The organism is uncultured Thalassospira sp. (genome assembly GCF_963976115.1).
Taxonomy (GTDB): domain Bacteria; phylum Pseudomonadota; class Alphaproteobacteria; order Rhodospirillales; family Thalassospiraceae; genus Thalassospira.
The window spans coordinates 50,325-70,307 of sequence record NZ_CAXBJJ010000006.1; the positions used below are offsets into that span (position 1 = coordinate 50,325).

The 19,983-nt window shown below is 54.6% G+C and carries 19 protein-coding genes; 7 read left to right on the forward strand and 12 right to left on the reverse strand.

Annotated features, from left to right (window positions below):
* Positions 1–135: 135 nt before the first annotated feature.
* The 5 genes from AAC086_RS08720 to AAC086_RS08740 all read right to left on the reverse strand — a co-directional run bounded on the left by AAC086_RS08720 (position 136) and on the right by AAC086_RS08740 (position 5,025).
* Positions 136–873, reverse strand: a complete 738-nt coding sequence (locus AAC086_RS08720) for a ribonuclease Z (RefSeq protein WP_339777764.1) — start codon at positions 871–873, stop codon at positions 136–138.
* A 5-nt stretch (positions 874–878) separates the two neighbouring features.
* Positions 879–1,766, reverse strand: coding sequence for an ABC transporter permease subunit (locus AAC086_RS08725; RefSeq protein ID WP_339777766.1), 888 nt, complete (start codon positions 1,764–1,766; stop codon positions 879–881).
* The gene (locus AAC086_RS08730; RefSeq protein WP_339777769.1) at positions 1,763–2,614 is read right to left on the reverse strand and encodes a sugar ABC transporter permease; all 852 of its coding nucleotides are present in this window, start codon (positions 2,612–2,614) and stop codon (positions 1,763–1,765) included. The genes AAC086_RS08725 and AAC086_RS08730 overlap by 4 nt, the downstream gene beginning before the upstream one ends.
* 78 nt (positions 2,615–2,692) lie before the next feature.
* Positions 2,693–3,835 carry an extracellular solute-binding protein gene (locus AAC086_RS08735; protein ID WP_339777771.1) on the reverse strand — a complete coding sequence of 381 codons (1,143 nt, stop codon included), beginning with the start codon at positions 3,833–3,835 and terminating at the stop codon, positions 2,693–2,695.
* A gap of 53 nt (positions 3,836–3,888) precedes the next feature.
* Positions 3,889–5,025, reverse strand: a complete 1,137-nt coding sequence (locus AAC086_RS08740; RefSeq protein ID WP_339777774.1) for an ABC transporter ATP-binding protein — start codon at positions 5,023–5,025, stop codon at positions 3,889–3,891.
* A 247-nt stretch (positions 5,026–5,272) separates the two neighbouring features.
* Between AAC086_RS08740 and AAC086_RS08745 the strand changes: the two genes are divergently transcribed.
* Positions 5,273–6,337, forward strand: coding sequence for a LacI family DNA-binding transcriptional regulator (locus AAC086_RS08745; protein ID WP_339777776.1), 1,065 nt, complete (start codon positions 5,273–5,275; stop codon positions 6,335–6,337).
* Between the two features lie 3 nt (positions 6,338–6,340).
* On the opposite strand, the gene AAC086_RS08750 is transcribed toward AAC086_RS08745, so the two are convergent.
* Positions 6,341–6,718, reverse strand: a complete 378-nt coding sequence (locus AAC086_RS08750) for an Lrp/AsnC family transcriptional regulator (RefSeq protein ID WP_339778406.1) — start codon at positions 6,716–6,718, stop codon at positions 6,341–6,343.
* 265 nt (positions 6,719–6,983) lie between these two features.
* On the opposite strand from AAC086_RS08750, the gene AAC086_RS08755 reads away from it, so the two are divergent.
* Positions 6,984–7,250 carry a hypothetical protein gene (locus tag AAC086_RS08755; RefSeq protein WP_339777779.1) on the forward strand — a complete coding sequence of 89 codons (267 nt, stop codon included), beginning with the start codon at positions 6,984–6,986 and terminating at the stop codon, positions 7,248–7,250.
* A 134-nt stretch (positions 7,251–7,384) separates the two neighbouring features.
* Here the strand turns inward: AAC086_RS08755 and AAC086_RS08760 are convergent, their stop codons facing one another.
* From AAC086_RS08760 to AAC086_RS08780, 5 genes are all read right to left on the reverse strand, one after another.
* On the reverse strand, positions 7,385–8,140 hold the full coding sequence (locus tag AAC086_RS08760) for an ABC transporter ATP-binding protein (RefSeq protein WP_339777781.1): 756 nt from the start codon (positions 8,138–8,140) through the stop codon (positions 7,385–7,387).
* A complete protein-coding gene (locus AAC086_RS08765; RefSeq protein ID WP_339777784.1) occupies positions 8,137–8,898 on the reverse strand; it encodes an ABC transporter ATP-binding protein in 762 nt (253 codons plus the stop codon). The genes AAC086_RS08760 and AAC086_RS08765 overlap by 4 nt, the downstream gene beginning before the upstream one ends.
* Positions 8,899–8,901: 3 nt before the next feature.
* Positions 8,902–10,068 carry a branched-chain amino acid ABC transporter permease gene (locus tag AAC086_RS08770; RefSeq protein WP_339777788.1) on the reverse strand — a complete coding sequence of 389 codons (1,167 nt, stop codon included), beginning with the start codon at positions 10,066–10,068 and terminating at the stop codon, positions 8,902–8,904.
* 1 nt (position 10,069) lies between these two features.
* A complete protein-coding gene (locus AAC086_RS08775; RefSeq protein WP_339777790.1) occupies positions 10,070–11,086 on the reverse strand; it encodes a branched-chain amino acid ABC transporter permease in 1,017 nt (338 codons plus the stop codon).
* Between the two features lie 113 nt (positions 11,087–11,199).
* Positions 11,200–12,564 (reverse strand): ABC transporter substrate-binding protein, encoded by a 1,365-nt coding sequence (locus AAC086_RS08780; protein ID WP_339777792.1) that lies wholly within the window; start codon positions 12,562–12,564, stop codon positions 11,200–11,202.
* A 203-nt stretch (positions 12,565–12,767) separates the two neighbouring features.
* Here AAC086_RS08780 and AAC086_RS08785 point away from each other — a divergent pair, with 203 nt between their 5' ends.
* The 4 genes from AAC086_RS08785 (at position 12,768) to AAC086_RS08800 (ending at position 17,838) form a co-directional block, all read left to right on the forward strand.
* Positions 12,768–14,330: a short-chain fatty acyl-CoA regulator family protein gene (locus AAC086_RS08785; protein ID WP_339777795.1), complete on the forward strand. Its 1,563-nt coding sequence runs from the start codon at positions 12,768–12,770 to the stop codon at positions 14,328–14,330.
* 124 nt (positions 14,331–14,454) lie between these two features.
* Positions 14,455–14,835: a response regulator gene (locus tag AAC086_RS08790; RefSeq protein WP_339777797.1), complete on the forward strand. Its 381-nt coding sequence runs from the start codon at positions 14,455–14,457 to the stop codon at positions 14,833–14,835.
* Between the two features lie 30 nt (positions 14,836–14,865).
* The gene (locus AAC086_RS08795) at positions 14,866–15,090 is read left to right on the forward strand and encodes a hypothetical protein (protein WP_339777800.1); all 225 of its coding nucleotides are present in this window, start codon (positions 14,866–14,868) and stop codon (positions 15,088–15,090) included.
* Positions 15,091–15,093: 3 nt separating this feature from the next.
* Complete coding sequence (locus tag AAC086_RS08800; protein WP_339777802.1) at positions 15,094–17,838, forward strand: sensor histidine kinase; 2,745 nt, start codon at positions 15,094–15,096, stop codon at positions 17,836–17,838.
* Positions 17,839–17,858: 20 nt separating this feature from the next.
* On the opposite strand, the gene AAC086_RS08805 is transcribed toward AAC086_RS08800, so the two are convergent.
* Complete coding sequence (locus tag AAC086_RS08805; protein WP_339777805.1) at positions 17,859–18,770, reverse strand: LysR family transcriptional regulator; 912 nt, start codon at positions 18,768–18,770, stop codon at positions 17,859–17,861.
* A 260-nt stretch (positions 18,771–19,030) separates the two neighbouring features.
* Here AAC086_RS08805 and AAC086_RS08810 point away from each other — a divergent pair, with 260 nt between their 5' ends.
* Positions 19,031–19,978, forward strand: coding sequence for a tripartite tricarboxylate transporter substrate binding protein (locus AAC086_RS08810; protein ID WP_339777807.1), 948 nt, complete (start codon positions 19,031–19,033; stop codon positions 19,976–19,978).
* Positions 19,979–19,983: the final 5 nt, after the last annotated feature.

Genomic DNA, 19,983 nt, shown 5'->3' on the forward strand with positions numbered 1-19,983 from the left:
TCATTCAACCGCGTATCAGGCACCATAACGGGTAATCCCTCAGCCCGTTATGTGTCTGATCGCGCTTAAAGCACTTTTCCTTTAATTTCCAACCTTCCTTCCTGCCTGCGTCATGCCCCTGACGCAGGCTTTTTTTTACGACAGGCGCACAACCCCGCCCTGCGGTGCGAGTGCCATAATATGCTCCTGCTCCAGCGCCTGTGTCATCTCGGCCCGTGCATCTGCATCAATGTGATACAGCATCACTTTGCGGCAGTTGCTGTGCGCGGCAATGTCGCGACAATGGCTCAGGCTGGCATGACCAGGAACCGTCGGGTCATCGTTAAAAAGATGGCACTCATGAAACAGAAGATCGGCATCGCGGTAAAGGTCGACCGATTGTGGCGTTGCCCTGCCATCGCCACTATAGGCAAAAACCCGATCTTCACAGCAAATACGCACCGCATGATTGGGAACAGTATGATCGGTTGGTGCAAACGACAAATGCATGTCGCCCAAAACCAGCGCATCGGGCACCATGTGCCAGTCCAGTTGGAAATCTGGCCGCCAGTCGGGGCCAAATCCAAGCTCCAGCAGTTTTTCAAGCTGAAACCGCCCCCAGCGGGTTGTCACAATCAAAAGCGGTTTGCGCCGTCCATAATCCTGCCAGGCGGTCATAACGGGGGCAAAACCCCATGCATGATCGGGATGGTGGTGGGTAAAAAAGATCGCGTCAATCGCGTCGGGGTCTGGCAGGGCCAACAATAATTCCCGGGCGACGCTATAGCCACAATCAATCAGTAATTTTGTGCCATTGCCCGTCACCACGACAGACGAATTTGGCAGGGACGGGTCATTCGCCGCCCCCGTGCCCAGAACCTGAATGTCAAACATCTTGCTTATCTTCCAACCCCGGCCAGCACATCTGCCTTCAGAAAACGTTCGACCACAAACATGAACAATACCGATGGCACCAGCAGCAAAAGGGCTGTGATCGACGCAATCTGATAATTGCCTTCCATCCCGGCACGAAACATCAACATCGGCAGGGTGGTAATTTCCGGGGCACCAACAAAATAGGTACCGGTAAACTCGTCGAGCGATTCCAGAAACACAAAAATGCCGCTGGCGATGAGGCCGGGAAAGGCACTTGGCAAACTGATGGTAAAAAAGGTACGGATCGGCCCGGCACCAATGTCGCGCGCGGCGGCCTCGCATTCGGGATCAACGGCAGAAAACGCCGCTGTCGAAATCCAGACCGCGTACACCATGCCATGCAGGGTATGAACCAGCACCACCGCAGGCACCGTGCCATGCCAGCCAAATTCATAAAACAGCCGGGCAATATTGATATGCACCGGAATATTGGGAAAAGCCTGCGGCACCAAAAACAGCAACAAAATCAGCGACCGGGCAGGCAAGCGCAACCGGGCCAGCGCATAACCGGCCGGAACAGCCAGTGCCAGACAAAACATCACGGTTAAAACCGCAATCACCAGTGAATATTGCAACGACAGCCACGCCGTGCCGGTTGGCTTAAACACACGATGCCAAAATTCAAACCCGTATTGCATCGGAAAGGTATGGGGGAAATACCAGCGTTCGGTTACCGCCCACAAAAGCATATTGGTCAGCGGGCCAAAAATGATCAGCGCAAAAATAATAATTGCCAGCGCCATTGCCAGCGTCCCGACAAGGCCGCCACCGACTTTGGCGCGCAACCAGTCGGCCATGCTGCCATGACGTGGCGACACAGGCGCACCCGCATTCATATGCGACGGGTTCATACCGGTTTCCCCCCTTGTTTTACGCCACGGCGTAAATAAATCCAGGCAATTGCCCCGGTGATCAAATAGGAAATCACACCCAGCGCATTGGCCGTGCCGTAATCGTTATAGGAATTAACCCGAAAGGCCATTTGCACCGTGATCATGGTGGGGCTGTGCCCGCTGATCATGACCGGTACCGACAGAACCGACATCATGATGACAATCGACAACACCAGCGCAACAATCAGGGTGGGCATGACCTGTGGCACCACGATCTGAAACAGAATACGCAAACGACCCGCCCCCACATCGCGCCCGGCATCAAGGGTAGATCGGTCCAGTGCAGCCATCGCACCTGCCACCAGCAGGGTCACAAAGGGCAATTGTTTCCAGACAAACGTAATGACAATGCCGCGCCAGTCGAGAAACCCGATGGTTTGCAAGGGCGTTAAAATACCGGTTTCCACCAGCACCCCGTTCATCAGGCCGTTTTTGGCCAGAAAGGTCCGCATACATTGGGCGGCAACGATAAATGGAATAAATAACGGCCAGCGATACAGGGCGGCCAAAGCGCGAACGAAAAACCGGTTTTCCCCCAATGTCAGATACCCGCCAATCAGGATCGCCCCCAGGGCAATAAGGCAGGCCGAAATCGCGACAATAACGATGGTAAATAAAATATCATCGCCATAAAGCGACAGCGCGGTTGCAAAATTCTGCACAGAAAACTGCGCTGCACCGCCATCTGTGGCGGGCACCATAAATGCATCCACAAATGAATAGGACAGCGGATATATAAACATGACCCCGATGACGGTCAGGGCCGGAAGGACCAGCAAAAAGCCGACAAGCCGGGAAGACTTCATAACCTTGTTCACCCAAGACACAAAAGCGGCAGTGCCCGCCACGGCCAAACCGCAGCGGGCACACCAGAAAAAGCAGCCTTATTCGACGTTCTTTTCATAAGACGTCAGCATGGCGTTAAAATACGGTGCAATCGGAAAGGCTTTTGCCCGCTCGGCAAGGTCTTCGGGCTTGATATCGGTAAACAGCTTGTCCCATGCCGCCTGGTCAAGATGACCTTCGAGGTATTTGGCATCGATGCCCGGATACCAGTTGAATTTTTCAACAATACCCTTGGCCTGGATTTCCGGGCTGGTTGCAAGTTCGATAAATTTAACCGCCAGGTCCTGATGCTGGCTTTTGGCCGGAACCACATAATACATCGGCTGGCCCGGCATACCTGGCTTGGGCAGCAACAGTTTGACATTGGGGTTCAAGCGCCCGTCAGCCTGCCAGCTATAAAACATATCAACCCAGACCGGACCCATCGCAATTTCACCGCGATTCATCATGTCCAGCGTTCCGGCATTGCCCGGCGTGAAGGTCACGTTCTCGTTAAACGTTTTAAGATCGGCCAGGGCCGCGTTCCATTTGTCACCCGCGACCAGGCTTTCATTAAACGGACCATTGATCATCTGGTTTGCTTCACCGGTAAAGGCATACATCCAGCCTGCAACAAACGACACACCCGACATGCCATTACGAATGCCGTTATAGCCAAATGCCTTTGGGTTTTCTTTCACCCAGCTTACCAGTTCCTGGTATGATTTAGGCGGGTTTGCCACCAGGTCGGGGTTATAGGCAAGGGCGGTCTGGGACTGAAACATCGGCAGGACATAGCCCTCGACATTCGCGCCAAGGGCATTTTTTGCCGCTGCCGACGAAATCAGCTTCGCCGTTTTAGCTTTGGCGGTGTATTTTTCCAAAAGATCGCTGGAAACCATGCCCCCGACGGCCTTTTGATGCACAACGGCCACATCGATGTCGGATGCGGCATTGGCACCTTTCTGGGCTTCAAGCCGTTCAACAATGGCATTTGACCCGGCATCGCCCGGCCCGGTGCCAATCACGCGGATCGTCACATCGGGGTGAGTTTCGCGAAATTTCGGTGCCAGAAAATCGGTTACGTAATCGGCCATATTCTGCGAACCGGCCGTGGCCACCGTCAAAACGGTTTCTGCCTGGGCCGAGGATACAAATGCAAGCGCCATAACGCCGGCAACGGAAAGTGTCTTCAACTTCATTGGTCTAGACCTCCTGTTAGGCGGATTTGTGCTCCCGGCTCAGGGTAAAAACCCTAGGCTGCGTACGACTTCTGATCGATACGCGGGAACAAATGGAAAGCCCCGAAGGGCAGAAAAACCGATACCTTGCGGCCTTCATCAAACCGTTTGGCATCGTCAATCAGGACGCTGCACCCGCCAATATTAACGGCATGGCGATAGACGTCCCCCGGATAGGTAACCTGTTCGATGGTGCCGTTAAGATGCAGCCCGCCGCTGGCATCTGGCGCACCCGCCGCTGCCACCGCACCCACGCCCTTATCGGGGCCGTCGCTTAACCGGGCCGAGACAGACCGGAAACGAATGTCGAGTTTTCGCGCTCCTTGCGATGCGGCGGTGGCAAGCTTGTCATCTGCGATGTTCTGGGGTGGGCAGCCATCCTCACCGCCAATCGTCGCCATCCCCCCAGAGATCGCAAAATCAACGGTGATGACATTACTGGCCCCCATAAAATCGGCGACAAAGCTGTTGGCGGGGTGATCGTAAAGGGCGGCTGGTGCGCCAAACTGCACAATGCGCCCGTCGTTCATCAGGGCAAGCTGGTCGGCCATGACCATGGCTTCTTCGCGATCATGCGTCACATGAACCGCCGTAATGCCCAACCGCTTTAATAACGAGCGAATTTCATGACGCAGATCCAGCCGAATGCGGGCATCAAGATTGGATAAAGGTTCGTCAAGCAGCAACAACCGGGGGGCAACGGCCAGGGCACGGCCCAGCGCCACACGCTGGCGCTGCCCGCCTGAAAGGGCGGTTACGTTGCGATCCGCCAGATTATCAAGCTGCAAAAGGGCGAGAATTTCATCAATACGCCGGCCCATTTCGGCCTTGCCCATGCCGCGCAACCGCAGGCCATAGGCAAGGTTGCCATATACCGTCATATGCGGCCACAGGGCATAGGATTGAAAGACCATTGCGGTCGGGCGTTTTTCCGGCGGCAGGGATGTCATATCCTGCCCGTCAATGAACACCCGCCCCTGCGCCGGGGCAATAAAACCGCCAACCACCCGCAACAGCGTCGTCTTTCCGCAACCAGACCGGCCCAGCAAAGCCAGAAAGCCCCCCTCGGACAATTCCAGCGAAACGCCGTCTAAAACACGCTGGCGACCATAACTGGACGATACATTCTGCACCGATAAAAGCGACGTCATCCCTGGTCCCCTGCCTCGATCATTCTTTGCACAAACTTGTTGTGCACACGAGTGCATATTACAGCCGAAAAGTAACAATTAAATGACACGTGAGGGAAAGTTTTCTGACACGTTACTGTCGGCGAAAAATAGCGATAAAACCTATTTAAACGGCCATTTTTAACGATTTTATCTTGCCGGTATGTCTTTCCTGATCCATAAACTGCATACGATTTCAGTTTTTATGAAAAAGTGATCATTAAAGCCCATGAATACTCCCGGAAAAAATCCGAAAAAACACAAGGTTACCTCGCGCGACGTGGCCGAACGGGCAGGCGTATCGCGATCAGCGGTATCGCGCAGCTTTACCCCGGGTGCCTATGTGTCCGAAGCCATTCGCAAAAAGGTTCACCTCGCGGCCAAGGAACTGGGATACCTGCCCAACGCCCTGGCCCGCAGCCTGATTGGCGGGGAATCGTCGCTAGTGGCATTAATCATTGGTCCTATGGCGTCCCCCCATGATGCGCTAGTGATCGAGGCCGTAACCTGCAAACTGGCCGAACTGGGTAAACGGGTGCTTCTTGTCCCCGTTCCGGCAACACGCGTGGCAGATGACAGCCTGCTTGAAGCCCTGTCCTATCAGGTAGAGGCCGCCGTGGTTTTTGCAGGCACCGTTGGCCCGCAAGCCGCCGAAAGATGTACCCGCATTGGCACACGCCTGATCCTGTTTGGCCGTATCGTCGACGTGCCCGACACATGCTGTATCATTTATGACAATATCGCCGCCGCCCAGGCCGCCGGGCGCTTTTTACTGCGCTGCGGGCACCGCAAAATTGCCTATATCGGCACCCGGCATAATGCCTTTTCCGACCGCGAACGTCATGCCGGGCTATCTCATGTGCTCGGCGAAGCCGGGCTTGAAATTCATGCGTTTGAAAAAGGCGATTACGGCCATGACAGCGGCTATCAGGCCGCCCTTAAAATGCTGGGCAGCATTGACCCGCCCGATGCCATTTTCAGCAGCAATGACGGCATGGCCCTTGGCGCCATTGATGCAGCGCGCACCCTTGGCATTCGTGTGCCCGACGACCTTGCCGTCATCGGCATCGACAACAACCCGATGGGCGACTGGGCGGCATTCCGGCTGACAAGTTGGGGCATTCCGGTCGATGACATTGCCAATGTCATTGCAGATGAAATAATGGCGAAAACCGTAAGTGACACAGCGGCAGAAAATGATGATAGCGGCGATAGCACCCCCCCCGCCGCGCGCACCATCCGGTTGCCTCTTACCCTGACAGTGCGCGATTCAACCCGGCGGATGACTCTATGATCATTATTTGATCACCCCAAGCACGGCCAGGCTTTCATAGCGTTTGATATAGGGTTTAACCAAAACCCGGTCAACAAAGGCGCTGTATTCTTCCATATCGGCAACCCGCACCCGTAAAACGATGTCATGCGCACCGGTTACATGGTCGCATTGAACAATTTCCGGTGCCTTTTCCAAATCGGCGCGCAACATATTATAGCGATCAGGCCGGTCGCTATTAAGGGTCAGCAAAACAACAACTGTCATGCGTTTGCCAAATACGCGCGGGTTAATAACCGCAACATCACGTTCAATAGTGCCGTTTTCGCGCAAACGCTGCACCCGGCGCAAACAGGCCGCCGACGACAACCCCACACGATCGGCCAGCTCACTGCCTGTCAGCCGGGCGTTTTCCTACAATAATTCCAGCAATCGGTGATCGAATTTATCCAGCTCCGCCACGGTGCTTTAACCCTCGACATCAATGTTTTCTGTTGGGCAAACAATGGCCGAAGAGCGGCGCGAAAAGAAATCGTTTTTTCCTGAAATTTGCGAAATTATCGCGCAATCAGCCAAACTTTGCGCCCTTTTCGCACCGGCAAAATCCTAATTTGAGGGTGGTTCGGATGTGTTCCGATCCTTCATTAGCAAACTGGGAGCCAGCACCATGTCTGGATATATGCCAACCACACCCCGTCACTTTAACACGCATGACGCTTCTCGGCCCGGTGTCGGCTTGCGCGGCATCACATCCATTCGGGGCTGGCTTCTTTTTTTGGCGCGCCAATTTCTAAAGCGCCGCAAAGTTGCCCGCGATATCGCATGGCTGCAAAATGCGCCCGCCCATCACTTGAACGATATTGGTCTTAGCCGCGATGACATCGACCGCGCCTGTAAAACCGGCCACAAGCTGGACTGGCGAAACACGCCATAACCGGTGAAAAACCGCTATCTTGCACATTCCCCCGGAAAAAAGAGGAGCAGGCACCCCTTATGCCTGCTCCTATGCCGCTTTTGCGGGCTCCCCAAACCGGTGATTTTGTCCGTGGCGAACGCCCCTAAAGTGCTTTAGATCGCCAGATACTGATCGCGCAATTCCGGGTCATCGAGCACTTCTTGCGAGGTGCCATCAAACACCACCTGCCCGGCATCCATGATAATGGCGCGATCCGCCAGTTTCAGGGCGGCAATGGCATTTTGTTCGACAATGATGGTGGTGATCCCCAGTTCCTTGACACTTTGCAGGGTCTTTTCAATTTCCTGCACAATCACCGGGGCCAATCCTTCGTAGGGTTCATCTAACAACAAAATTTTAATGTCGCGGGCCAGGGCACGGCCAATCGCCAGCATCTGCTGCTCGCCGCCCGAAAGGGTGATGGCTTCTTGCAGGCGCCGTTCGCCAAGGCGGGGAAACAGTTCGTAAATCCGCTGGATGCTCCAGCCATGCGGCGGCGCGATCTGGGCAAGCTCCAGATTTTGCTCCACCGTCAAACCGGGAATGATGCTGCGGTCTTCGGGAACAAGTTGCAGGCCGATGCGTGCTGCCTGCCAGGATTTCATCTCATGAAGCGGCTGGTGGTCCAGCCAGATTTCCCCATGTTTCAGTTCGGGGTTAGACATACGCGCAAGGGTACGCAGGGTGGATGTTTTACCCGCCCCGTTGCGCCCCAGAAGGGCAATGATTTCGCCTTCGCGGATATCAAAGCTGACCCCTTGCACAATATAGCTTTCGCCGTAATAGGCATGAATATCCCACACCGAAAAGAATGCCGGGGATGACCCGCGTGCAGGAACCGGCTTCGATGTTGGCACCTGTGCATTCATAGGCTTTCTCCTCCGAGATAGGCTTCCTTGACCTTGGGATCGTTGCGCACCTCTTCGGGTGTGCCTTCGGCAATGATCGCACCTTGCGCCAGAACGCTGATGCGATCAGCCAGGCTAAACACCACATGCATGTCGTGCTCGATAATGATCTTGGTCATGCCGCGTTCTTTAATCCGTTGCAGCAATTCAATCGTGCTGTTGGTGTCATGGCGCGACATGCCCGCGGTTGGTTCATCAAGCAAAAACAGTTTGGGGTCCTGAATCAGGCACATGGCAAGTTCCAACCGGCGTTTATCCCCGCGCGACATCGACCCGGCAATTTTGTTGCGATCCGCAATCAGGCCGACATCTTCCAGAATATGTTCGGCTTGCTCGCGAATGGCACGTTCGCCAAACAGGCCTTTGAAAAGGCCAAAATTGAACTGGCCATCGCGCTTGGCAAAGGCCGGGATCATGATGTTTTGCAACAGGGTCAGATCCGGGAAAATTTCCGGCGTCTGAAACACGCGCGCCACACCAAGCTGGTTAATTTCATAGGGCTGTTTGCCCGTCAAAACCTGATCCCCCAGCAAAACCCGGCCGCGACTGGGCGCAAGCCTGCCGACGATCACGTTTAGAAAGGTCGATTTCCCGGCCCCGTTCGGGCCGATAATGGCATGAACGGTCCCCTCTTCGACCCGCAGGTTAATATCCGTCAGTGCCTGCAAACCACCAAAGGACTTGCTAACATCGGTGACGTCAAGAATGACATTCCCCATCGATCACGCCTCCCCGGTGGAATGTTGTTTGTCAGATGATCCATCATCGGCAGGTTTTTCACCCCGCTCGCGGATCATGCGGCTGATCTTGCCATAACCTTCCATCAGGCCACCGGGCAAGAAAATCACGATCATCATAAAGACAATACCCAGCAACAACTGCCAGCCTTCGCCCACAAACGGGCTGATGATGGCGGTAAGAATATTGTTGAGCCAGTCGGGCAAAAACGACAGCATGTTATGCAAAACGGTGTCGTTGAAAGCTGAAAAGATATTTTCCAGATATTTGATGATCCCGGTGCCCAGAAGCGGACCAATCAGCGTACCCGCCCCGCCGAAAATGGTCATCAGCACCACTTCACCCGATGCCGTCCATTGCATGCGTTCCGCCCCGGCCAGCGGGTCGGTCATGGCCAGAAGCGACCCGGCCAGACCGGCATACATGCCCGAAATGATAAAGGCCGTCAGCAAATAGGGCCGGGTATTATAGCCGGTATAAGACATGCGGGTCTGGTTGGATTTGATCGCGCGCAGCTTCATGCCAAACGGCGAATGGAAAATACGCATCGAGATAAAAAACGCCACAAGCAGAATGATCGCGCAAATGTAAAACCCGCTATAGCCCGTGCCTTCCAGCCCGAACAGATTGGTATTGGGCAGGCCCGATGTGGCTTCAATTCCGGCCATACGGTCAATCACGCGCGGATCAGCCTGGTTTAATTGCAGGCCGGTTTCCCCGTTGGTTATCGGGGTTAGCACCGAATAGGCCAGGTTATAGGACATCTGGGCGAAGGCCAGGGTCAGAATGGAAAAATAGATGCCCGACCGGCGCAGCGAGACAAAGCCGATCAGCCAGGCAAACAGGCCTGCCAGAATGGTGGCAAAAATAATCGCCGGCACCACATTCATCGACAGAAGTTTGAACGACCAGACGGCGGTATAAGACCCCACCCCCAAAAAGGCGGCATGGCCAAAGGACAGATAGCCGGTTAAGCCGAACAGAATGTTATAGCCAATGGCAAAAATGCCAAAAATCATGAATTTCTGCATCAGATCGGGGTAAGCAGCCCCGAAAGGTTGCAACCACAACGGCATGGTCAGCACCACAGCAGACAGCACAACCATATAGATCAGTTCCTGCCGCGGTGTTGCGATTTGCGTGTTTGACATATCAGCTCTCCATCACGCCCCGGCGGCCCATCAGTCCACGCGGACGGGTCAGCAGGATAATCACGGCGACAAGGTAAATAATGATCTGGTCAATGCCCGGAATGATCGACTTGACCTCGGTCATCGAGGAAAAGGACTGCAAAATTCCCAACAGGAACCCTGCGGCAACGGCCCCGCGCAACGAGCCCATACCGCCGACAACCACAACCACAAACGACAACACCAGGAAATCCATGCCCTGATGGTAATCGGGCGGCAAAATTGGCGTATACATCACCCCGGCCAACCCGGCGACCACAGCAGCCAGCCCAAATACAATGGTAAAGCGGCGTTCAATATCGATCCCGAGCAATTCAACCGTTTCACGGTCTGCCATGCCCGCGCGCACCACCATGCCGTAGGTGGTAAAATTAAGGAACGAGAACACCCCGGAAATAATAATCACAGAAAACAGCAGATAAATCAGACGCCACCACGGATACACCACCGCATCCCCAAGCCCGATCCAGCTGCCAATCGCCGCAGAGCCCGCCACGATTTCAGGGGCACTGACCGGAATGGGATTGGCCCCGAAAAAGGTTTTCACCAGTTCCTGCAACACAATCGCCAGGCCAAATGTCACCAGAATTTGCTCGGCATGGGACCGCTTGTAAAAATAACGGATCAGGGTGCGTTCCATTAAAATGCCCAGCCCCAGCATCACCGGGATCGATACAATAATCGAAATCGGCACCACCCAGTCAATAATCGCCGAACCGGTTTTGCCAAACCACAGTTCCAGATAAGGCGTTTCCTTGTAGGCATCGAAAAACGTGACCGAAGGGTCCTTGACCTTGGCTGAAATGGTCAGGATCTTTTCCATCGTGACGGCACAAAATGCACCGACCATAAAGATCGCGCCGTGGGCAAAGTTGACAACACCCAATGTGCCGAAAACCAGCGTCAGACCCAGGGCAATCAGGGCATAGGCCCCGCCCTTGTCCAATCCGTTCAGGATTTGCAGAAAAATCGCGTCCATGAGCTATCCGCCGCAGAGTCTATACAGAGTCTATTTCAAGACCGGAGAACCCGGCCCAAAGGAGAGGCAAAGGTGCCGGGCAACGGCCCGGCACCAAAGTAATGCGGTGCAAATCAGACCTTGTACGGGCCCAATTCCCCACCGAACATGTCGGCTGGATATTCCACCTGTGCACGCGGCACATGTTTGACCACTTCAAGAAGGTCAAACGCGCTTTGCGGGTTTTCTTTACCCCGCACAACCAGCACATCCTTGAAGCACTGATGGTCTTCGGCACGATACAGCGTCGGGCCATTGCCCATGCCATCAAATTCGTACCCTTCAAGCTGCTTGATCACTTCCCACGGCGCAAAGGTGCCCGCCATTTCACAGGCATTGGCATACAGCAATGTCTGGACATAGCAGGTATGGGCGGCCTGAGACGGCGGGAAGCCATATTCCTGGCCAAAGGACTTGACGAAAGCCTGCGACCCATCGTCGCTTAGCGACCAGTGCCAGTTGGTGGTGCCCAAAATGCCCTTGGCGGCATCACCTGCCCCCTGTGCCATCAAACGCGAATAGAGCGGCACGACGATTTCAAACTTCTTGCCATTGACCATTTTGTCCCTCAGGCCAAACTGCACGGCCTGGGTCAGGGAATTGACCATGTCCTTGCCGTAATGGTTCAGGATCAAAACATCGGCACCAGAATTAAGAACCGGGGTGATATATTGCGAAAAGTCACCCGCCCCAACCGGGGTGCGCACGGTATTAACGGTCGTCCAGCCAATGTTTTCAGTTGCGGCCTTGATCGATTCTTCCTGGGTCCAGCCCCAGGTGTAATCCGCTGTCAGATGATAGGCTTTGCGATCAGAGCCATATTCATCCTTAAGCACCGGTGCCAGCGCCTGGCCTGACATATAGGCGTTAAAGAAATGGCGGAAACCATACCGCTTTTTATCTTTGCCGGTGGTGTCGTTGGAATGGGTCAGGCCCGCCATGAAAATCACGCCCATTTCCTGGCACAGGCCCTGCACGGCAACCGCCACACCCGAGGATGAGCCACCGGTTACCATTGCAACATTGTCTTTTTCAATCATGCGCTTGGCCGAAGCACGGGCAGCGTCGGATTTGGTCTGGGTATCGCCGGTAACAAACTCGACCTTCTTGCCCAGAATACCATTCCCCTTAAGGTTATTGGGTTTCATGGTATTGAGCATACCGCCGTCGCCTTCACCATTAAGGTGTTTGACAGCCAGTTTATAGGCACGCAATTCGTCGGCACCTTCATCGGCATACGGGCCGGTCTGCGGCACGTTAAAGCCCAGAACAATGCTTTTGCTGCTGCCGGGATCGCCGCGAAATGAATCGGCGGCATAAGCATTGCGGATAAAGTGCATCGGTGCGGTGGCGCCAATAATGGCAGCGCCCGTTGTCAAAGCCGACCCTTTCAGAACGGTACGGCGTGACACATTACGGATGATCTTGGTCTCGGACATTAGGGTTCCTCCCCAATTGCTGGGATGCGTTTCAGTGAAATGCAAGGCCGGGATTGTCTTGATGTTTTGTTATGCGACCTGACAAGACAATGGGGATGGTTGGAAAATAAATCAACAACAGGTTGATAAAGAACATTTTTTTTGTAAAAATATAGATCAATGTTGTGAAAATTTGTAAATTTTGTCAAAAATAAGGAATGTACATGGCCCGGCAAGCTCCGATTGGTCACCGTATTCGTGGACGACGCAAGGACATCGCGATGACGCAAATCGCCCTTGCAAATGCGGCGGGCATTTCTGCGTCCTACCTTAATCTGATCGAACATAACCGCCGCGCAATTGGCGGGGCTTTGTTGTTGCGGCTGGCCGAAGCCCTGCAAATTCATCCCTCTAGCCTGTCGGGGTCAGAAGAAAGCCGGGTTCTGGCCGATCTGGGCGAACTTGCCGCCGACCCGGTTTTTGGCGACACGCCGCTGGACCGAAACGAATTTTCCAATGTGATTTCGGCAGGCCCGGGCATGGTCAATGCCATGCTGGCCCTTTACCGCGCCTATCGCAGCGCACTTGACGATGTTGACATGATGTCCGAACGGCTCAGCCACGATCCCTATCTGACCGAGGCCAGCCATTCGATCCTGACCCGTATTACATCGATCCGCACGGTGGCCGAAATTTTCGAACATTACGACGACCTGGCCCCGGCCCAGCGCGCGCGGTTCAACGCCACACTGGTGCGTGAATCCGAACGTCTGGCCGAATCTGCCACCGAAATTTTCAGTTTTCTCGATCGCGGGGCCGCAGGCCGCCCGGCGGCCAACCCGTCCGAAGAGGTTGACGACCTGTTATATGACAATGCCAACCATTTCCCCGCCCTGGAAGAGTGCGCCGATCAATTGCGCGCCGGGATTGAGCGCTCTGGCGGGTTGTTCCTGACCGACCTGATCAATCATTTGCAATCGCGCCACAAGGCAACGGTTGAACGATTACGCCCCGAAGAACTGCCCGCAAACGGGCATGTATGGGAGAACGCGCAAAAGCGATTGCAGTTTTCCCGCGCCTTGCCCATCACATCGGCCCGCTTTATTGCCACGCGTGCCGTGTGCCATCTTGAAGGCATGGACGCGGTTGAAAGTATTTTAAACATATCCCGCCTGACCAGCGAGGCCGCGCGCAACCGCGCCCGCCAGGCCCTGGTTTCCTATCTGGCTGCGGCGATTTTGTTTCCCTATGACAGTTTCCGCGCCGAAGCCCGCGCGTTGCGCCATGACATTGAAATGCTGCAACAACGCTTTGCAGGCAGTTGGGAGCAAATCTGCCACCGGTTAACAACATTGCGCCGCCCCGGCGAGGAAGGCATACCGTTTCACTTCCTGCGCACCGATATCGCTGGTAATATATCGAAAAGATTTTCCGCCTCTGGATTGCAATTGCCGCGTTACGGTGGGGCCTGCCCCAGATGGGCCATTCACGAGGCCTATCTGACCCCCGAACGGGTGGTGCCACAGCTTGTGCAATTGCCCGACACAACGCAATATCTGTTTGTTGCCCGGGCTGTGCGCATGGGAAATGGCGGGTATCGGGTGCCGCAATCGGTCCATTCGGTCATGATCGGCTGTGACACCGCCTTTGCCCGCGACATTGTTTACGCCGATGGTGTACCGATGGATGATGCCACCGCCGCCATACCAGTCGGCATCAGTTGTCGGCAATGCCCGCGTATTGATTGTTTGCAACGCGCCCACGCCCCGGCAAAGCCGGTTGCATAAGCGGGTTGGTGTAAATTTAAACTGGATTTCGCAGGTGGCGTGCCACACTCTAAAGTCGAATAAAATAAAAGACCGGAAAACGTTAAGGTCGATTTTATAAAAAACCAAAATCGGGGAGAACGTCGTGACCGACAAACCAACGGTCCTGATCGCGGAGGACGAGGAAACAATTGTCGAATCCCTGGCCTTTCTGATGGAGAAGGAAGGCTTCACCGTCAGCATCGCCACCAATGGCCAAAGTGCTATCGACATCATCAGCCGGGACATACCCGACATGATTTTGCTTGATGTGATGATGCCGGGACGAGACGGATTCGAAGTTGCCCGATCCGTGCGCGAAAACACCGCCACAAAACACATTCCCATCATGATGCTCACCGCGCGCACCCGCGAAATAGACCGCCGCAAGGGGCTGGAACTGGGGGTGGACGATTTCGTCACCAAGCCATTTTCGACCCGTGATGTTGTCGCCCGCGTCAAGGCATTGCTGGGCCGTAGAACCTAACTACCCAGCAAGCAAAGGCAGGGCCCCGCCATGACCCCACCCGCCAAACTGACCGAACGTGCCCTTGTTTTGGCCCTGACTGCCTTTTTGGCCTGGGTGCCCCCACTGGTGGGCATTTTTTCGCTCGATGGCACCCTTTGGGGAATGCCGGTGTTGTTTGTGTATTTCTTTGTCAGCTGGGCGGTTTTTATTGCCCTGTGCGCCCGGATCACGCGCAAACTGCGCCAAAGTGCACAACAGGCGGAGGACATATAACCCATGCTGTCGTCCGAAGTTGTGATTGCCGTTTCGCTGATTTATGTCGGCCTGCTTTATGCCATTGCGTGGTGGGGGGACAAACGCGCCCGCGCCGGGCGGTCGTGGGTGCGCAATCCAACGGTCTATACCCTGTCAATTGCCGTTTATTGCACCAGTTGGACCTTTTATGGCGCGGTCGGGTCTGCCGCGCGTAACGGGCTGGAATATTTGACCATTTATCTGGGGCCGACGATCATATTTCTGGGTTGGTGGTTTTTGCTGCGCAAAATGCTGCGCATTTCCAAGGCGCATCGCATTACCTCGATCGCCGATTTCATTTCATCGCGCTATGGCAAAAGCACCCAGCTTTCGATGCTGGTGACCTTAATCGCGGTCATTGGCACCACCCCCTATATTGCCCTGCAATTAAAGGCCGTTGCCACCAGCTATACCGTGCTGACCGTTTGGGGCAGTTCGGTATCCGAACCGTTTGTCTCGACATCGCATATTTTTGCCGATAGCGGTTTTTGGGCCGCCACCGGTCTTGCCCTGTTTGGCATTTTGTTTGGCACCCGATTTATTGATGCCGACGAACATCACGAAGGGATGGTGGCCGCCATTGCCTTTGAAAGCCTGGTCAAACTGTTTGCCTTGCTTGCTGTGGGCATCTTCGTTTGTTTTTTCATGTTTTCCGGGCTGGGCGATTTATTCAGCCAGGCTGCCCAGGCACCGCGCACCGCCGGGCTGTTAAAATTACAACCCGATAGCGGCACGCGCTGGTTCACCCTGATGGCCCTGTCGATGGCGGCGATATTAACCCTGCCGCGACAGTTTCAGGTCATCGTGGTGGAAAATGTCGATGAACGCCACCTTGCCACCGCCGCCTGGGCGTTTCCGGCCTATTTGCTGCTGATGAACCTGTTTGTTCTGCCCATTGCCCTTGCCGGGATGGGGGTGTTGCCCGCATGGGCCGACCCGGACTTTTTTGTGTTATCCGTTCCTTTGTCACAGGGGCAGTCGTTTTTGGCCCTTGCTGCCTATGTCGGCGGGCTTTCGGCCAGTACCAGCATGGTCATTGTCGCGGCCATCGCGCTTTCAACCATGGTGTGCAACGATCTGGTTATTCCGGCCTTGCTGCGTTTGCGCTGGTTACGGTTGACGGAACGGGGCGATTTAACCGGGCTGTTATTGTTCATTCGCCGCGCATCCATCGTGCTGGTGGTGTTTATGGGCTATATCTATTACCGGTCCGCCGGGGCGGGCGATGCGCTGGCCGAAATCGGCCTCATATCCTTTGCCGCCACCACACAATTTATCCCCATTATGGTGGGGGGCCTGTTTTGGAAAGGCGGCACAAAAACCGGGGCGCTGGCAGGCCTTAGCGCCGGATTTGCCATTTGGGCCTACACGCTTTTGCTGCCATCATTTGCTGATTCCGGCTGGATCGACCCCAAACTGATTACCGATGGTGCCTTTGGTCACCCGTGGCTAAGGCCCGAGGCCCTGTTCGGGCTGGATCATTTCGCCCCGCTAACCCACGCCCTGATCTGGTCGATGGCACTAAATGCCGGGTGTTTTATCGTGATCAGCCTGTTTACCAATCAGGGCGGGCTGGAACGTATACAGGCCACCCTGTTTGTCGATGCCTTTTCGCGCAAGGGTGGGGAAACCGTGATCTGGCGGTCATCGGCCACCATCGATGATCTGTATGAACTGGTGGAACGGTTTTTAGGCCGCGAACGCGCCTATCATGCCTTTTACGATTATGGCACGTCGCGCCATACCGCATGGCGTGGCAAAGGCGAAGCCAATGCCGACATGATCGCCTTTAGCGAACGGTTGCTGGCAGGCTCCATCGGGGCGGCATCGGCCCGGGTTATGGTGTCCTCGGTCGCCAAGGGCGAAATGGTCAGCCTGGATGAAGTGCTGGAAATTCTCGAAGAAACCTCGCACGTGATCGAGCATTCCCAGCGCCTTGAACAAAAATCGCGCGCGCTGGAACGCGCTGCCGCCGAACTGCGCGCGGCCAATGACCGGTTAAAGGAACTCGACCGGTTAAAGGACGAGTTTCTGACCATGGTCAGCCATGAATTTCGCACCCCGCTGACCTCGATCCGGTCTTTTTCCGAAATTCTGGTTGATACCCCGGACTTGGAAGCCGAACGCACCGAACGGTTTTTAAACGTGATTGTGCGCGAAAGCGAACGCCTGACCCGCCTGATTGACGACCATCTTGACCTTGCCCGCCTGGAAGCCGGCCATTCGGACTGGCAACCGCGCGATGTGGACCCCAAAGCCGTATTGCGCGAAACCATAGATGCACTGGAAGGTTTGTTTAACAGCCGCAATACCAAATTACGGGTCGATATTGGCGGCGATACAGTGCACCTGTTTGTTGATCGTGACCGGTTAACACAGGTGTTTATCAACCTGTTATCCAACGCAGCGAAATTTGCCAACCCGGAAAAACCCGAAGTCTTTGTGCGCGGGGCCACACATAAAGACGGATACCTCGTTTCCATTTCCGATAACGGTGCCGGTATTGCCAGTGACGAAGCCCAACTGATTTTTAACAAATTTGCCCGTGGCGGCAAATATCCCGGCGATAAACCGCGCCCGTCGGGCTCCGGGCTGGGGCTGGCGATTTCAAAACATGTTGTTGAACATTGCCACGGTAAAATCTGGGTTGAGAGCAAACCCGGCCGCGGTGCCACTTTCAACGTCTTTATTCCCGTAGCGACAGCACCTGTGACACATACGGTTTAAGGGCTTGCCCGCGTCGTTGCTTAACCAGGCCCGCCTTCTTCGCCGCGTCCCTGAAGCTGCTTGTGCAGGTAATCGATAAAAAGGCGCACCTTGGCCGACACATTATGCCGTTCGGGGTAAACCGCATAAATATCGGCATCGACCTGGGCATAGTGTGGCAATACCAGACACAACCGGTTGGCACGGATATGACGGGCGATGTCCCATTCGGACCGCAACATAATGCCATGCCCGTCCAGCACCCATTTTAAGGCAATTTCACCGTCATTGCTGCTTAAGGTGCCATGCACACGCACGGTTTCCGAATGCTGGCCGCGCTGAAATTTCCATAAATCATAACTGGCATTGTCCTGACGCAAAATAATGCAATTATGCCCCGCCAGATCCGCCAGTGTTTTGGGCACCCCTTTGCGGGCCAGATAGGAAGGTGATGCACATAAAAACCGCCGATTATCCTGCAATTTACGGGCGCGCAGGCGTGAATTGGGCAACCCGCCAAACCAGATGCCAAGATCAAACCCTTCCTCAACCAGATTAATCGGTGCGTCGCTTAACACCAGTTGCACCTCGACCTCGGGGTATAAATGTGAAAATTCCGAAATCACCGGGGTCAGATATTCGCGACCAAACCCGAAGGTCGCATTAACGCGCAGCAACCCTTTGGGGTTTTCGCGCGCGGTTGCCACGCGTTGCTCAAGCTCCTCGATCTCGCGCATGATTTTGATCGCACTTTGAAAATAAGCCTCGCCTTCGCTGGTCAGGCTGATACGGCGCGTGGTGCGGTTCAATAAGCGCACCCCCAACCGGTCTTCCAGCTTTGCCAGCCGTTTGCTGACCGCGGGGGGCGACAAATTAAGTTCCAGGGCCGCAGCCGACAAATTGCCCTTGCGCGCCAGCAACACGAAAAACCCCAAATCACTGTCTGACGACATTATTAACCCAAACGACATAATGAAATGAAAATTCAGAAATTATACAAAACCAATAATAAATCTACACTTCAATCGTCCGCTTTGCAGTTTAAAAGCCCCCACCGGCGTCCTACCGACCGGATTGTGTGGCGCGCAAAGGGACGACCAACAAATCCGCAAACCGGGTATCGCCAATAATAACAATGCCTTCCCCGGTTTCGGCACCGATACTGTCAATAAGGACAGGTCGTGTGGATGTTAAACAAACGGGAGGAATACCAATGCGTAAGCTTGCGTTAGCAGCAGCCTTTGCCGCGACCCTGATTTCAGGCCCGGCCTTTGCCGAATACCCGGATAAAACGGTAAACCTGATTTTGCCCTTCAATGCCGGGGGTGAATCCGATGTGTCGGCGCGCTTTCAGCAACCCTATTTTGAAAAAATCACCGGCCAGCAAATGGTGATCCAATATATGGCCGGTGCCGGTGGTGCACAGGCCTGGTCACAACTTAATTCCATGGAAGGTGATGGCTATACCCTGATGGGCATCAACCTGCCGCACACGGTTTTGCAGCCGATGGAAAAGGATGTTGGCTATGAAACCGATGATTTGGTGGCTGTAAACTATTTTCACTACACGCCAAATGCCCTGTTCGTGCCCAAAGACAGCGAATTTCAAAACCTGCAACAGCTGATCGACTATGCCAAAGCCAATCCCGGCCTTGTCACTTTCAGCGGCTCGGGCTCCAATTCCGCCAACCAGATCGGCCAGACCCAGTTTGACGCACTGGCGGGCATTACCACCACCTATATCCCGTTTAGTGGCACCGGACCGGCCGTTACCGCCATTTTGGGCAGCCAGGTTACCGCCGGTTTTAACTATGTTACATCGGGTGTGAATAACGGCGACGGGATGCGGATGCTGGCTGTGGCGTCTGAAAAACGGGTCAAGGCATTCCCCGATGTTCCGACCTTCAAGGAACTGGGATTTGATCTGGTCGGCGGGGCGTATCGCGGCGTTGCGGTACCTAAATCCACCCCGGAAGACATCCGTCAAAAACTTTCCGACATCATCAGTGAAATCAACCAAAACCCCGAATTCATCAAAAAGATGGAAGATGCCGGGTTTGTTCTGACCGACATTCCCTATGCCAAAATGGCTGATTTTGTTGCGCAAAAGAAAAAAGAATACCGCGCGATTGGCGAAAAACTCGGCATCGCCAACCGCTAAAAACA